Source organism: Chryseobacterium vietnamense (assembly GCF_031454475.1).
In the GTDB taxonomy this organism is placed as follows: domain Bacteria; phylum Bacteroidota; class Bacteroidia; order Flavobacteriales; family Weeksellaceae; genus Chryseobacterium; species Chryseobacterium vietnamense.
The window spans coordinates 97,876-113,797 of sequence record NZ_JAVDQX010000005.1; the positions used below are offsets into that span (position 1 = coordinate 97,876).

Consider the following 15,922-nt stretch of genomic DNA (forward strand, 5'->3'; position numbering starts at 1 on the left):
AAAAATGAAACTGAAGTATATTAATTGTATGTAATATGTAAACTTAATATATTAGTTTTTAGTAATATATTCTTTGCTGATTTTTGAAAAGAACCATGAAATAGTGATTCCAAATAAGGAAGCTGTAAGGGCTACAATAAGATAATTTTTTCCTACAATTTTTACCGGGAATGGCAGAACCTCATTGGCTCTGAAGAATTCTGTATAAAGCTGGAAATAGCAGAGAGCAGTTCCAAAAAGTAATCCGGTAATTACTCCGGAAATAACAATCAGGAGTCCGGTGTAGAAATAAGTCATTCTCAAATGGCTTAAAGGAAAGCCGAGTGATATCAATGATTTTGCCTGCTCTTTTTTATCAAGCTGGAGAATAATAATGGCTCCGGCAAGATTAAAGGTCGTAATAAAGATAACCAACGCAAAGATCAGATAAATAAAAAGTTTTTCAGTGTTAATCATTTTCCAGAAAGCAGCATTTTCTTCTTCCTTGGTTTTGATCTCGATATTTTTTCCAAGTGAAGAAAGCAGGTTTTGTTTTACAGCATCTGCATTTTCCGGATTTTTAAGTTTAATAACAATCTGGTAAGCTGATTTTTTAGGAAGACTAAGTAATTCTTCTGTAAGCTCAATAGGAGAAACGATATAACTGTCCAGCTGGTCTTTCCCAGGGAAAACGCCTGTTACCAGAATATCTCTTTTATTATAGATATCTTCTTCCTTACTGATGATCCCCGTTCCCGGTTTCGGCATGAAGACTGTTGCATAATGATTGGAAGAATCCACAGGAATCGAAAGTCTGTTGTCCAGACTGTTTTCCATTAATACTTCATTGGAATATCTGAAACTTGGATAAGTTCCGTAGAAAACTTCTTTATTAATAGGATTTACCTTGACATAAGCAGAATCTACACCCCTTAAGTAAGCAATGTCACCCTTTCCATTGAAACTGATGTATACTTTTTCCTCAATAACACGGGAAAAGCTACTGATTTCTTTGTTGCTGCTTAAAACTTTAGTGACTGTATCCAGATTTTTGATCGTTTTTCCGGAAGTACTTTTTATAGTAAGATCAGCATGAAGATTGGAAATAAGGTCTTTGTTCAGGTTTTCAAGTCCTGAAAAAACAGAAATAATGACGAACATTGCAGCCACAGCAACCGTCATGGCACCTACGGCCAGCCACGTAATGAACGTAACGGCAGTACTTCCTTTTTTAGCCAAAAGGTATCTGGATGCTATGTAAAATGCAATATTCTTCAAGATCTATAAAACAGGATTGTCGCCTTCGCCTCTTAATTCTCTTTCCAGTCTTTCAACATCATCAAGAGCGGTATCCAGGTAAAAGTTTAGTTGTGGGATAATACGCACCTGCTTTGCCATTTTCTGGCCAATGAAGTTTCTGTATTGAGGTTTGTTTTCTTCAATCTCCTTCATCACAGCGGTACGGAATTCCTGTGGGAAAATGCTTAAATAAATCTTAGCAATCCCTAAGTCAGCAGTTACTTTTACATCTGAAACAGATACCAATATGCTCTGTTTGCTTTCTGAAGCCTGTTTGCGGAAAAGCTCTGCGAAGTCTTCCTGAATGATCTGTGCTACTTTTCTTTGTCTGTTACTTTCCATAATTTCTGCAAATTTAGTACTTTTGTTTGAATTGATACTTTGAAATTCAACTACAGTATCAAATTTACGATTTAATTATATTGATTAGTATTTATGAAACTAGAACATATTGGTATTGCTGTAAAGTCTTTAGGTGTTTCTGACGAACTTTTTGCCAAGTTATTAGGAAAAGAATCCTATAAAAAAGAGACAGTGGAAAGGGAAGGGGTAGTAACTTCTTTCTATGAAACCGGAGAAAGTAAAATTGAGCTTTTAGAAGCCAGTAATCCTGAAAGTCCGATCTCTAAATTTATCGATAAAAAGGGAGAAGGCATCCATCATTTGGCCTTTGGGGTTGAAAATATCCTTGAGGAAGTAGAAAGATTAAAAAAAGAAGGATTTCAGTTTATCTCCGAAGAACCGAAAGAAGGTGCTGATAACAAATTAGTTGTATTCCTTCATCCCAAATCTACAAACGGTGTGCTGGTAGAACTTTGCCAAGAAAAGCAATAAAAAATTTTGTAGTGAAAGAAATTTTACTATTTTTGCAAACACAAAATTTAACCAAGTTTTGAGGTCCTATAGCTCAGTTGGTTAGAGCACCTGACTCATAATCAGGTGGTCCCTGGTTCGAGCCCAGGTGGGACCACAATAAATCAAGCACTTACAGAAATGTAGGTGCTTTTTTGTTTCCTTTTAAAGTAAATATATAAACTTTTGTTGATTATCTTCTGTTTTTACAATATCAGATATTATTTTGTTGTTGATGATCAAATGCTTTTAGTCAATGTATGATGATTATGTTTTCTTGAAAAAATGAATATTTTTGTGTGGTATAGAAAAATTAATGAAAAAGATATTCCTGTTTTTATTTGCATTCATTTATAGTCTCTTTTTTACTCAAAACAAAATTGATAGCCTAAAACTATTGAATTATGAAAAGTTAAAGAATAGATTTAATATGTATGATGAAGCGAATAAAAAGTTAGAAGCAAAAACTATTTCCCGCTATTACTTAAATAAGGCAAAAAAAGAAAAAAATATCCTTGAAATTGCGGAAGGTTATAATCTTATACATTTAACTGAAGATTTCCCCTTGGCTTTAAAGTATATTGATAGTTTGTCCGCAATTACAAAAAATGTAAAAGGAGATGTATATCCTGCCAGAACATTTATCATAGAAGGAAATCTGTATTATAAGTATGATAACTTAAAAGCCGCCCTTGATAATTATATTTTAGGTTTAGAATATTCGAAAAAACATAAAAATCTAAAGCAGATCGCTTATGCTAATATGAATATTGCCTATTTAAACAGTTATATGGGAAGAAATAAAGAAGCGGCACAAACTTTCAGATATCATTTATTAAATTCTCAGGATATAACAGATGAATATCAGCACGATCAGATGCGGGTAAGTCTTGCATACTGCTATATTAAGATAAATAAAATTGATTCTGCCAGTTTTTTCATTAAGGAAGGATTGACTTCTCCCTTTGTACAAAAGAATAAATATAATAGAAATCAGTATTTATTTTTATCTGGTCAGCTGCATCTTAAAACCAAAAATTATCAAGCTGCTATTGCTGAGTTAACAAAGGCGTATGCTTATTTTTCAAGTATTAATGATAACAATCAAAATTATGCATTATACAGCCTTGGAAAATGTTATGAAGAATTAAATAAGAAACGGGAGGCAATAAAATATTTTACTCAGATAGATGACAACATAAAGAAAACAGATATTACCTTTCCAGAGCTAGGAGATGTATATACTTTTCTAATAGATTATTATAGGAAAAGCGGTGATAAAGAAAAACAACTCTATTATATTGACCGTTTTCTAAAAGTTGATAAAAAGCTTGATGAACAATTTCGATACTTATCAACGGAGTTGCACCAGAAATATGATACACCTAATCTTTTACAAGAAAAAGAAGTTATAATAAATGAATTAAAAAATAAAAAAACATTTTTGTATGCTTCTGTTAGTATTTTAGTATTAATATTAATCTTGCTTACCTATTTTTATTACAAAACTAAGAAAGCTGAGAAAGAACATCGAAAAATTGCTCAGGACTTAATTCATTTGATTGAAAAAAGAAATCTAGAAGCAGCTCAAAATAAAAATGATAAACCGGTAGAAATATACGAACCGGTAAAGGTTGAAAATGAAACCAAAACAATTAAAACGGTTCCCGAAGATGTTGCTCAATCTATCTTAAAGGATCTGGACAATTTCGAAAATAAACTTCATTTTTTGAAAAACGGGATTACATTAACAAGTCTTGCAAAAAATATAAAAACCAATACCGCTTACTTGTCGGAAATCATTAATAATCATAAAGATAAAAATTTTACTACTTATCTTAATGATTTACGTATTGATTATGCTTTAGATCAGCTTGTAAAAGATAAAAAATTTCGTTCTTATAAATTACCGGCTATTGCAGAAGAAATAGGTTATAATAACGTTCAGGCATTTTCGATTGCTTTTAAGAAAAAAACAGGAACAACTCCGTCTATTTATATTAAAGAGATTGAAAAATCAATTTCGAATTAAAACAAAACAAATAGGGTTTTAGTATAGAACATATTTTCTGCGGGATCGAATGATTTTTATGTATCAGCTACTTACTTAAGAATTAAAACCGGTAATTTATACCTGTCAAACTGACTTATAATAGTAAGCAAACGATTATTATCCACTGGAGTTGCACAGCCGGTCAATCTATTTTGAAGTCCAAGATCGTTTTTATCTAACGAAATTTCGCTTTCAAAGACTAATGTATTATTTGAATAGATAAATATTTTACTTTGTATTGTTGAAATATCTGCATTATTATATTTGAACTCACAATGAAGCAGATCATGTATCAAAGCTGTATTGTCAGACTTTAAAACTTTCCACTTCGGAATTGTGGGGCTTATATTGTTTCGGTCTTCCGGGGTTAAAATTATATATACAACCATATTCTGAGAACTTTTCAGTTCCGGAATATCTTTTAATTTAAATATTTGACCGGGTTTAAAGTTAATGGGTTCAGGATCTTTTATATTAGTCGATGAAATGATCAGCGGATTATAGAAAAAATATCTTGCCATTAAGAGGAGCATCGAAAAAATAACTTTTTTAGTCATGTAGTTTAATCATCATTATTAGTATTGTGAATGTAATAAAAAGCAGTATAACTTTTTAAAAATATTCATACAATTTTCATTCTTATTTTCTTAAAAAGAGACATTTGCAAAGGGTTAATTTCCTATGTATAACATTAAACAATTGTTTAAAAAACCATAAAATACATTTAAAATTCAGTTAACAGCCTTCTTCCTGAGATACCGTTGCTTTGCAAAAAAAGTAATGATGGAAAACAATAACCAATTAAACAGAAGAAGGTTTCTTAAAAATTCACTATTGGCAGCCGGAGGAATTTTTCTTGCTCCTCTCATTGAAAGCTGCAGTGACGATTTTACTGAAAATGGAAATGCTCCCGATAATCTCCAAAACGGAGGTTTCGAATCCGGTGTAGCGAGTTTTGATCCCAGTGCAGCAGGAATTATTATCTGGACCCGATATTCAAAAGGAACTGATGCCGAGATTACCTGGGAAATCAGTAAAAACAGTAACTTTTCAGAAGTGGTAAGAAGAGGACAGGCGAATGCCACCGTTGTCAATGATTTTACTATAGCGGTAGATGTACAGAATATCTCTTCCAACACAAAATATTACTATAGATTCTATAACAGTAAAACTAAGGAAGTCAGCGTAACAGGAGAAACCCTTACTTTACCTTCAAAATCAGATGCTGTAAGTGAAGTGAAAATGGCTGTAGTATCTTGTTCCAACTTTCCTGCGGGACTTTTCAATGTATATGGCGCAATTGCAAAATCTGAAGCTGATGTTGTAGTACACCTTGGAGACTATATCTATGAATATGCTCCGGGACAATACGGAACAAATCCTTACACCAATCAGTTGGGAAGAGCCCATCAGCCGGCGAAAGAAATTCTTAACCTCAGTGATTATAGGGAACGATACAGGCAGTACAGAGGAGATAAAAACCTTCAGCTTCTTCATCAGAAAAAACCGTTTATCTGTGTTTGGGATGATCATGAATTCGCCAATGACACCTATAAATCCGGGGCTGAAAACCATCAGCCTAATGAAGGAGATTTTCAGGCAAGAAAAATGGCAGCCTTCCAGGCGTACAGCGAATATATTCCTCTTAAAACAGGGAAAGACATGAGGATTTACAGAAGTTTCAGCTTTGGAAATATCGTTTCCCTTTATATGATGGATACCAGAGTGATTGCAAGAGATAAGCAAATGGAATATTCCGATTATCTTGATAGCACCGGGAATTTTAATCAGGTACAGTTTAAAACAGATTTTTTAAGTACCAGCAGAAAACTGATCGGAAGTGAGCAGATGGCATGGCTGGGCTCTCAGATTAATAGTGATACCGCAAAATGGAAAGTATTGGGACAACAGATTTTAATGACCAAAATGATGGTTCCTGCAGAACTTCTGATGCTGCTGAATCAGATTCTGGCAGAAATTAAACAACATGGAAGCGCACAGCCGTCTACCATGCAGGCTCTTCAGAATACCATCACCCAGCTGATTATTCTTAAGACAAGATATCAACAGCAGGACCCTACACTGACTCCGCAGGAAATTGCAAGAATTACAACTACTTTACCATACAATCTGGATGCATGGGATGGATATTTCATGGAAAGAGAACAGCTTTATTCTGTTCTCGCCGGAAAAAATGTGGTGGTACTGGCAGGAGATACCCATAATGCATGGCTAGGAAAGCTTACCGATGCACAAGGTAAATTCATCGGAACAGAGCTTGCCTGCAGTTCCGTTTCTTCTCCTGGCCTTGAAGGATATCTGGGAATCACTTCAGATCCTACAAAAGCAATAGAACTGGCCCAGGCATTTTCATTACTGATTGATGATCTGGATTATGCCAATCTTTATAAAAGAGGATATCTGAATGTGAAATTTACCACTGGAAGTTCTACAGCAGAATGGAGGTTTGTAGACAACGTCATCTCTGACACTTATAATGTAAGTACAGAGAAAACCTATACGATATCATAGTTTCAATAATCATATCTTATTTTCAATTTAGTAAAAAGAGTCATGGTGTGCCACTGTGGCTCTTTTGTATTATAGTTTGGAAGCTGGAAGCAGCAGGAGGGAAGCTATTGAGATCATAACAAAAGCTACTCTCAAAAAACTATTATCTTTTTAAGGGAAAATTTCATTGAATTTGCGGTAACTACAGAAATTATCAGACTAAAAGTAACCTCCAGCCTCCCGCTTCTATTTTTACCAGGTTTACTTAATTTTTTATATCTTGAACAGATGCAAGAGAATGTAAGAAAAGATTTTTCACCATTAGTTTCTAAAACATGGTGGTTTATGACTTGGCTGACCAGGACTTTTGGAATACTTTTATTGTTGGCAGCGTTTCTGATCATAGCAGGATTACCTGTTGTAATTAGCGATAAACTGGTCATATTTGTTATTGTAGCCATACTATACTATCCTGCACTTGCTTTCGGTTTATACCGTTTTTTCCACTATCAGAAGAGAATCAGAAAGAGAGTAGTCCGAAAGATAGAGGTTGATGAGAAAGGAATTCATTATGAAAGAGCCGACGGAACAATAGATGAAATTTTTTACAGTAACCTGAAAAAATATTCCTTTTCTGATGAATATGACGTAAGTATCAGCCCAAGAAATAAAACTTATATATTGAAAGTAAATGACAACGGTTCGGTAGCAGAAGTTGATTTTAATGGAATGGATGCCGGCCACAGTACTTATATTGGAAACCTGAAAGCTTTACGAAGAAGATATATCCAGGGAATTGTTTATTTTCGACCAGATTTGCGCATCAATCCTTTGGTTTATGATGTCTTTTATATTAATCCTGTTGATTTTACTTTCGATCATAAAAAGTTTTGGATATCACTAGCACAGACTTTTACAATAATGATACTATTCTGTTTGGTATTAGGAAGCATTTTGTTTGGATTGGTTAAGTGGCTTTTTTAAGAATCTCTCATGAGCTAACGAAGAATTTAAATTTCATATCCTTTAATTTTATTTTTATATCTCAAAATCTTATGCTTATATTTATTTTGTATTAAGGTTTTCCGGCCAATAAAACGGGGGGTATTCTCTGGAAACTACGGCTGGATTTAAAATTAAATGAATGAAAAGTTTAAAAAAACAGCTCGGACAGTTTCCCGATGAAAAAAGAAAAGAATATTTCAGTACACTACCGAATTATCTCAACGGGCGATTTCAGAATATATTAACAACACCGGCATTGTTAGAAGGGGAAAGTATGACTAAATTACTCCTTCAAAGCCTGTGCAAAGTAGAAAATACATCACCAAAGACCGCTCTCCCGTTTGTAGTGACTGATCTTAAGAATCTTCGTCCGGATGAAAATGTGTTGGTATGGTTTGGGCACAGCTCTTATTTCATCCAGGTGGATGGGAAAAAATTCCTGATAGATCCTGTTTTCAGTGGTAATGCATCCCCGATGCCCGGTTCCATAAAAGCTTTTCAGGGTGCAGATTATTACAAACCGGAACATATGCCGGATATAGACTTTCTGCTTATTTCCCACGACCATTGGGATCATCTTGATTATAAAACCGTTCAGGAATTAAAAGATAAAGTAGGTAAAGTTATTTGTGGCCTGGGAACCGGACAGCATTTCGAATACTGGGGCTGGAGCTTTGATAAAATTATCGAAAAAAACTGGTGGGAAAGTATAGACATTGCAGAAGGCTTCAGAGTTACCCTCACTCCGGCAAGACACTTTTCAGGAAGATTGCTAAACCGTAATATCTCGCTCTGGACATCCTTTGTTTTAAAAACTCCAACCAAAAATCTGTTTTTAGGAGGAGACAGTGGCTATGGAAATCATTTTACAGAAATTGGGGAAAAATACGGACCATTTGATTTAGCGGTGATGGAAACCGGACAGTACAATGAAAAGTGGCCTTATATTCATACATTGCCGGATCAACTGATGACAGAAATAAAAGAACTGAAAACCCAAAACTTCATTCCGGTGCACAATTCCAAATTCAAACTTGCCCAGCACATCTGGTATGAACCTTTGGAACTCGCTTCAAAACATGCAGAAGAAAACGATATACCGATAACACTTCCGATGATTGGAGAAAAAGTAGATCTGGATCAGCTGGGAACTGCAGTCTGGAAAAAATGGTGGGAAGACTACATATAATTAAAATCCTTTATGTACTACTACAAAAAACTAATAACATTATTAATTATGCTCTACAGTATTTTATCATACGCTCATTCCTATGAAAAAGATACTCTGCAGGGCGATTTTACATACCGTTTAAAAGCAAGGTTAAATAGACAAACGGATTACATTCACGAGGAGCTATTCTCATTACAGGTAAGTAACAACCGTGCATTTTTTACGAGTGTTCAATCCCTTAGAAGAGATTCGGTGATAGAAAATTCTCTGCAGACAACAAAAAATCCGGATGGAAGCATAAGTCTTAGCCTGGCAGGGGTGTCAGTGCCCAAAACAAGATTTCTCTCTACCATAGTACAGTCCAATGAAAATGTACAATATTTCCAGCTGGCCGGAATGTCTTTGCTTACATATAAGCAACCCGTTATGAACGGCTGGAAACTTATTAATGAATCAAAAATAATTAATACACTACATTGCAAAAAAGCCGAGCTCAGCTATAGAGGAAGAAACTGGATGGCATGGTATTCTACTGAAATCCCATTTCCCTATGGTCCCTATAAATTTGGTGGATTGCCAGGACTGATCATCAAAATAGCGGATGAAACAGGAGATTTTGATTTTGAACTTGTAAAATCCGTACCCAGTGCTGAACTAAAGGGTAAATCTGTTAAGATCAATAAAAGAAGATATACAGAAGCCATAGAAACGACACAGTCAAAACTGGAACAGGCATTAAAGACTGCCAGAGAAAATACTGCTGCTGTGCTGGCAAGCTATGGAACAACAATTTTAAAAGGGCAGGAAATTGTACGACGAAGGGAAAGAGAGCAAAAACAGAACCTTGCATATGATAATCCGATAGAACTGGAAAAATAAAATCCGGCCCATTATTGGGCCGGATTCTTCCTTCTTATCAAAAAATAATCACTACAAAGGTTCTTTATGATTGACCTTGGTATGAATGATATCGTAAAATACAGATGGATTTGCAGCATCAGGTGTAATTCTGTAAGTAAATGTTGTTTCGTTCAGAACCAGAATATCTACAACACGTGTAAAAGTAGGAGTGGTAAGTGTTCTTTTCTTTCCATCCGGAGAGATAGACCATGTACCTTCAGATCTTAACACATCATTTAAACCGAAAATTTTAAAAGTACCGTTAGCTTTGAAGTAGGAATATCCCACAAATCCGGCTACACTCGCATCATTTAATGCAACATTATTTCCATTTTTATCCTTGGCACCAGTCGTTTCCCAGGGAGTGGAAGCCAAAGTAAGCTGCCCATTCGTTGGTTCAGCATGAGAAGTTCTTGTATGGATGATATCAAAGTAAACAGACAGATCACTGGAGTTAGGACGGATTCTGTACGTGAATTCATTTCTGTTCAAAACAAGAATTTCAACATCTCGGGTGAAAATAGTTGTTCCATCCGGGTTTAATGCTGCAATAGTTCTTGTTTTTCCCTGAGCATCTACAGACCATGTTCCCATAGATCTTAATACGTCAGTCAAATTATAAATTGCAAACTTTCCATCTGCTTTGAAATAAGCAAAACCCACATATCCCGATACACTGGCATCGGTAAGGGGCACACTATTTCCATTTTTATCTTTTGCTCCTGTAGTTTCCCATGGGGTAGAAGACAGTGTCTGTGAGGGAGTCTGCTGCTCAATATTCATTTCATTGTCGTCATTTGAACATGAAACGAATGATGCCGATAGCAATACGGCTGCTGACAGATAACATAATTTTTTCAGTGTATTCATAAGGGTATTTTTAAGTCTTTGCAAACTTATCCCTAATAAATAGCAATGTGTTGTATAAAATATATCTTTTGTTGTAGAAAATATAACAGATCCCAATTCAGAATGAGAAAAATGATGTTATGTTCAAAATTTGCATCAAAAGTACCCAATTCCCATCCTTTGGAGGTGTGGCGAAAATTCAAAGAATTTTTGACGGGGTGGTTTTTAGCATTATTTATTAAAATCAATTTCTTACCATAAAAATTCACCAAAAACTCTATTTTTGAGCATGAATAACAGAAACCGTGGGAAAAATACTGGCGATGATACCTTATTTGGTTCAGAGAAGCAGCTCAGTAAGCTGAAACTGGCTGTTGAAGATATGCAGTACCTGCTGAGCAGAGATTACCCGGAAAAAGCGGCTTCGGATCTTGTAGGGAACAGGTATCGGCTTAAAACCCGCCAGATACAAGCTCTTCGGGGAGCATCAGCATCCATTCAGCAGCTTCATAGCAGACAGCTAAAGAATGTTGGTACTTCAGATTTAAAAGATAAGACGGTATATCTGGATGGTTTCAATGTTCTTATCTTACTGGAAAGTCTGCTTTCCGATGCTTATGTTTTTGAAGGATTGGATGGCTGCATTCGTGATCTTTCAGGCGTGCATGGAACCTATAAAAGAGTTAATCAGACCCTGAGAGCAGTAGAATTAGTGGCATCTTTTTACCGGAAAAATCAGATTCATCAAATTGTATGGATATTTGATAAGCCTGTTTCCAACAGTGGAAGAATTAAACAGATCGTTCTGGATTTTGCCAAAGATCATCAACTCAACTGGGATGCAGATCTGCAATTCAATCCTGATAAATTTCTGGCAGAAAGTTCAGCAATCGTTATTTCTTCAGATGCCTGGATTCTGGATCACTGTAAAGAATGGTTTAATCTGATCGGATATTTGATTACAGAGGAAAGTCTTCCTGTTAATCTGATCAAAATGATGTAAAATATGAATCTGTTCGAACCCTATATCGGCCTATTTTCCGAAACATGGAAAGACCAGTACAAAGCCCTTTTAGCAAAAGAACATCTGGAAAACCTTGAAAAAAATATTCATAGATTTAAGGAAGGAATTTTAGATTGGGATTTCCCTTATTTTAATGAAGAAATAAAGATCAACAGACAGGAAAGCTTTGAAAAATTGATGAAGATTCTTGAGAACAGTGATTCTGATGAGGTGAAAACCAAACTTCTGGAAGCAATTCCTTTTGAGCATTGGCTGAATGTTTTAGGACAAAGATTGACTTCAGCAAGCATCCGTGATGAAAATGCTATTCCGCCATTGAAAGCAATGCTGATCAATGCCTGTCAGGAACCATTTAACAATGAAATAACGATTGCACATAGAGCCTGGGAAAAGCATATTGGAAGAATGGATGATGATTTCTGGGGAGAAATCAAAGGAAATAACCAGCAGAAGCAGGAAAAAGTAATGGCAACAATCCATGATATTCTCGATAATAAAACCTGGTGGAATGTTTTCTTCCACTACAAACATGAGCTGGTTTTTGAAGTTCGGGAAAAAGAAGGTCATGGAATCCGCTGGAGTCACGGCGGAACAAAGCTAATCGGTTTTCTGGAAAAATTCATCAACGAATAAAATGCAAACATCTGTGTCATTTGTGAAATCTGTGGGAAAATAAAAGCTCCCACAGATTATGCTGCTTTTACTCTTAAAATTATTTCACCTTTCGTCTTTTTTCACCTACTTTTTACTGCGTAGAAACATTGCGTACTAAGCTTCTAGTTTTGCAGATATAATTAATCAGAAAGTCAAAGCAGTAGCTTAATCTGGAAAAGCATATCCATGGAGGATAGGTTGCTGGTTCGATCCCGGTCTCTTTGGCTTTCATTTTAAAATATAATACCATGCTTAAAAAACTATTGATTTATCTGAACATTATTGATGAAGTTCAGATTCCGATACCCATACAGAGGAGGAATAGAACTCCAATGGAAAAAGCGTTGGAGCTCTCCAGAGCCGAAATGCTAAAAGAAAGACAAAGAATTTTACAGGAACAAAAAAGAGAAGCCTTAGAAAAGTTAGCGCAAGAAGAGATGGTGAAAGAACCTATTCTTACACTGAGAGAAAGAAAAACAAATCGAAGCTATCATAATAAAATTAAAAATCTTGCAGAATATACAACGGGTTATAGACAATACTGTCTTGAGAAAACAAGCAATCAGCATATGTTGAAAACAAAAGAATACCATATCTATGCTAAAGCCGGAACTACAGAAGCATTCCAGATTTATGAAAATGCCTTTATAACCCATAATGAACATAAAATGCTCCGTGTAGAAAGTGATTACTTCGTAAAGTATATCCAGCAGGAATATAATCCGATAACTCAAATGATAGAAAATGCATACGACTGATACCATAAAAAAATATAAAATATTCTCCGGAGAAGATTGGGCGAATATTGTTTTTGATGAACATGCTCTGATAGAAGTGTATGCTAAAAACGTCACTTTTTATTGCACTGAAATACAGGGCAGCCTGGTTTTGCGGGGTGAAGAATGCCGCTTCCCGGAGCTGAAACTTATCACAGGAAACCTTTCTATTGATGCCAAAAACTGTGAACTGCCAAAACTGGAAACAGTAGAACGTCATTTTACCATGCATTGTCATACTGTGATGAACAGCCTTAAACAAGTCAGAGGAAATTTTAAGTGTATTGTGGATACGACTTTTAAAAACCTGGAAACTATCGGAGGATGCATTTCTGTAAAGAATGCCACGGTAAATACAAGGAATGGAAAGTTGCTGAAAACAAGAGATGTTATTCTTGTTCAGTATCAGTTTCAGGCAGATTTGCTTTTGAAAGACGGTATCTTTGATATCAATATCCTTGGAGATAATATTACCATTCCTCATCAGGAAATCCGGGGTAAAATTACCATTGTAGGGAGAAATGTTTCATTCCCGAATCTGGAATTTGTTCAGGGCACGCTTAGAATAAGAAGCGAATATCATATCGGGCATAAATTTACCCATCATTTTCCTTTCCTGAAGAAGTTGATCGGTAACCTGAAATTTGAAAATACTGGGGTTTCATTTCCGGTGCTTCAGGAAACCAGTGGAAGTATTCATATGGAAAATGGTTCTTATGTCACTTTTCCGGCGCTTGAAAAATCCGGCAATATAATGCTTAATGGAAGAAGCAGAGGATCATTTCCGGTTTTGACAGATATTAATGGAAATTTCATGTATAATGGTTCTGAAAAGTGCGAATTGAATGCTCTCCGATATGTGAAAGGCGTTTTCAATACCTATAATGCGGTTGCTCCCAACATTGCTGAAGTAGGGGATCTGATTATTCATGAAACCGATCGTTTTGAACATCTTCAAAAAGTGAACGGGAAAATTCAGTTTTTGTATAATGTGAACCCTGCAACAGGTTTTAAATCGTTGGAATATCTTGGGGAATGGGGGGATTCCAGGATGAATGGACTGAAGTTTCCTGCCCTGAAGTGTGTTAATAACTATTTGTACGGTACCTATGATGGCTTTGAGCATATCGCAAAAAATGTTTATTTTAAAATAAATAATAACCTGCATCTTACAAAAGATCATTTCATTATCTCGCGGACATCTTTTCCTTATATTTTTCAGGAAAAACGCTATCCTTTAAGAAAACTGGTTGCAATCCTAAAATTAAGACACAGCAGTTTTCAGAATTTTGAAACCCGTGAATATGAAAGACAATGGGAGTCTTATACCACTCCATTTTTTAAACAGGTTTTAGATAAAATTGAAAGTCTGTGGATGGAAGTGGAGCCGATGAAATATGAAGAATTCTTTAAAGCAGAAGATCGGAATTTTAAACTGTTCTGCTTCAGTTATTATGGTGTAGGAAATCTGATGGAAAAACTTGAAGCCCAAAAGATCAATGAAAAAGAAATTGAAGTTACCTACCAGGAATATGATGAAAACGGAAACGCAAAACTAATCCAAAAAGTCAACCGTTATGAAGTTCATGAAGTTGAAAACCGTAAATTGGGAGTATTCATCTGGGGAAGGAGAGCAGAATATTCTTATGCAGTGAAATGTTATTGTCCGTCTACGGAAAAAGAGCACTGGTTGTGGATAGAGGAAGGATATAAAGGTGATGCTTTGACAGCCATTGCATCTACTTTCAGAATACACAGCAACCTGATCCCTTATATAAAATGCCTGAAGAGACAGGGCGATTTGCTCATCTGCGAATTGAAAGAAAAAGTAACTCCTACCGGAGAAATACGACCACTTACCGCTTCAGAATACTTTAATCTTCTGAGAGCGGAAACATAAACAAGAAACAGTAGTTTAACTGGAAAAATATTCCATTTAAAGGAAGGTCATCGGTTCGAACCCGGTCTGTTTCTATTTTTAAATAAAAGTAACCAATAATAAAACAGTAAAAACAAATGAATACTTATATTGATATTGGCATTAATCTGACCAATAAACAATTTTATAATGAACACGAAGAAATTATCAACCGCGCATTAGATCATGGCGTTGAACATATGATTCTCACTGGAACCAGTATACGTGGAAGTAAAGAATCTGCGGAAATTGCAGAAGAATATCCTGAAATCTTGTTTTCAACAGCCGGAATTCACCCTCACGATGCCAAATCTTTTAATGAACAAAGCATCGCCGAACTGAGGAAATTATTAAAACAGGATCATGTGATTTCAGTAGGTGAGTGCGGACTGGATTTTGACCGTGATTTTTCCCCCAGACCCGTTCAGGAAAAATGCTATAAAGAACAGCTTGAACTGGCGATAGAAGTCAATAAACCCCTCTTTCTTCATGAAAGATCAGCATTTAAAAGATTTAATGAGCTTACAGATGAATACCTTTCCCAATTACCTGAAGCCGTTGTACATTGTTTCACCGGAACATTGGATGAAGCAAAGATCTATCTGGATAAAGGATTTTATTTAGGATTTACCGGAGCCATAAGCGATGAAAAAAGATTTAAACACCTTGAAGACGTTATAAAATATATCCCTCTTGACAGGATGATGATTGAAACAGATGCTCCATTTATGCTTCCCAAGAATATGCCGAGAATGCAGAACAGAAGAAATGAACCTTCGTTTTTACCTTATGTGGCCCAAACCATTGCCCATCTGAAGAAGATCAGCATTTCCGAGGTTGCAGACGAGACCACAGAAACTGCCAGAAATTTTTTCAGACTATAAAAAAGAGCTCTACTGATAAAGTAAAGCTCTTTTTTTATAAATAATTA

At 35.5% G+C, this 15,922-nt stretch carries 15 protein-coding genes and 2 tRNA genes; 13 read left to right on the plus strand and 4 right to left on the minus strand.

Translation table 11 applies throughout. The features are described from left to right. Positions 1-51 precede the first annotated feature (51 nt). On the minus strand, positions 52-1,257 hold the full coding sequence (locus J2786_RS18875; RefSeq protein WP_047428363.1) for an ABC transporter permease: 1,206 nt from the start codon (positions 1,255-1,257) through the stop codon (positions 52-54). Positions 1,258-1,260: 3 nt separating this feature from the next. Further along, the gene (gene rbfA, locus J2786_RS18880) at positions 1,261-1,620 is read right to left on the minus strand and encodes a 30S ribosome-binding factor RbfA (RefSeq protein ID WP_034693455.1); all 360 of its coding nucleotides are present in this window, start codon (positions 1,618-1,620) and stop codon (positions 1,261-1,263) included. A 93-nt stretch (positions 1,621-1,713) separates the two neighbouring features. Between rbfA and mce the strand changes: the two genes are divergently transcribed. The 3 genes from mce (at position 1,714) to J2786_RS18895 (ending at position 4,162) form a co-directional block, all read left to right on the plus strand. Continuing rightward, entirely contained in the window at positions 1,714-2,112 is a 399-nt protein-coding gene (mce, locus tag J2786_RS18885) for a methylmalonyl-CoA epimerase (protein WP_047428360.1), read from the plus strand. Positions 2,113-2,174: 62 nt separating this feature from the next. Next, positions 2,175-2,248, plus strand: a tRNA-Ile gene (locus tag J2786_RS18890). Positions 2,249-2,446: 198 nt separating this feature from the next. After that, on the plus strand, positions 2,447-4,162 hold the full coding sequence (locus J2786_RS18895; protein ID WP_082001916.1) for a tetratricopeptide repeat protein: 1,716 nt from the start codon (positions 2,447-2,449) through the stop codon (positions 4,160-4,162). A 71-nt stretch (positions 4,163-4,233) separates the two neighbouring features. Here the strand turns inward: J2786_RS18895 and J2786_RS18900 are convergent, their stop codons facing one another. Further along, positions 4,234-4,740: a hypothetical protein gene (locus J2786_RS18900; RefSeq protein WP_156121351.1), complete on the minus strand. Its 507-nt coding sequence runs from the start codon at positions 4,738-4,740 to the stop codon at positions 4,234-4,236. A 223-nt stretch (positions 4,741-4,963) separates the two neighbouring features. Here J2786_RS18900 and J2786_RS18905 point away from each other — a divergent pair, with 223 nt between their 5' ends. The 4 genes from J2786_RS18905 (at position 4,964) to J2786_RS18920 (ending at position 9,749) form a co-directional block, all read left to right on the plus strand. After that, positions 4,964-6,715, plus strand: coding sequence for an alkaline phosphatase D family protein (locus J2786_RS18905; RefSeq protein ID WP_310026329.1), 1,752 nt, complete (start codon positions 4,964-4,966; stop codon positions 6,713-6,715). A 267-nt stretch (positions 6,716-6,982) separates the two neighbouring features. Next, positions 6,983-7,678, plus strand: coding sequence for a hypothetical protein (locus J2786_RS18910; protein WP_047428352.1), 696 nt, complete (start codon positions 6,983-6,985; stop codon positions 7,676-7,678). A gap of 160 nt (positions 7,679-7,838) precedes the next feature. Then, complete coding sequence (locus tag J2786_RS18915; RefSeq protein WP_047428350.1) at positions 7,839-8,888, plus strand: MBL fold metallo-hydrolase; 1,050 nt, start codon at positions 7,839-7,841, stop codon at positions 8,886-8,888. Positions 8,889-8,900: 12 nt separating this feature from the next. Further along, positions 8,901-9,749, plus strand: a complete 849-nt coding sequence (locus J2786_RS18920; RefSeq protein WP_047428348.1) for a GLPGLI family protein — start codon at positions 8,901-8,903, stop codon at positions 9,747-9,749. 51 nt (positions 9,750-9,800) lie between these two features. On the opposite strand, the gene J2786_RS18925 is transcribed toward J2786_RS18920, so the two are convergent. After that, positions 9,801-10,640, minus strand: a complete 840-nt coding sequence (locus J2786_RS18925) for a DUF4822 domain-containing protein (protein ID WP_226798737.1) — start codon at positions 10,638-10,640, stop codon at positions 9,801-9,803. Positions 10,641-10,908: 268 nt separating this feature from the next. On the opposite strand from J2786_RS18925, the gene J2786_RS18930 reads away from it, so the two are divergent. From J2786_RS18930 to J2786_RS18955, 6 genes are all read left to right on the plus strand, one after another. Continuing rightward, positions 10,909-11,622, plus strand: coding sequence for a DUF434 domain-containing protein (locus J2786_RS18930; RefSeq protein ID WP_047428346.1), 714 nt, complete (start codon positions 10,909-10,911; stop codon positions 11,620-11,622). Positions 11,623-11,625: 3 nt separating this feature from the next. Then, positions 11,626-12,276, plus strand: a complete 651-nt coding sequence (locus J2786_RS18935; protein WP_047428343.1) for a tRNase toxin domain-containing protein — start codon at positions 11,626-11,628, stop codon at positions 12,274-12,276. A gap of 174 nt (positions 12,277-12,450) precedes the next feature. Further along, positions 12,451-12,522: transfer RNA gene (locus J2786_RS18940), tRNA-Pro, on the plus strand. A gap of 23 nt (positions 12,523-12,545) precedes the next feature. Next, entirely contained in the window at positions 12,546-13,055 is a 510-nt protein-coding gene (locus J2786_RS18945) for a hypothetical protein (RefSeq protein ID WP_052186845.1), read from the plus strand. Then, a complete protein-coding gene (locus tag J2786_RS18950; RefSeq protein WP_047428339.1) occupies positions 13,042-14,973 on the plus strand; it encodes a hypothetical protein in 1,932 nt (643 codons plus the stop codon). The genes J2786_RS18945 and J2786_RS18950 overlap by 14 nt, the downstream gene beginning before the upstream one ends. A gap of 116 nt (positions 14,974-15,089) precedes the next feature. Further along, positions 15,090-15,875 (plus strand): TatD family hydrolase, encoded by a 786-nt coding sequence (locus J2786_RS18955; protein WP_047428336.1) that lies wholly within the window; start codon positions 15,090-15,092, stop codon positions 15,873-15,875. Positions 15,876-15,922: the final 47 nt, after the last annotated feature.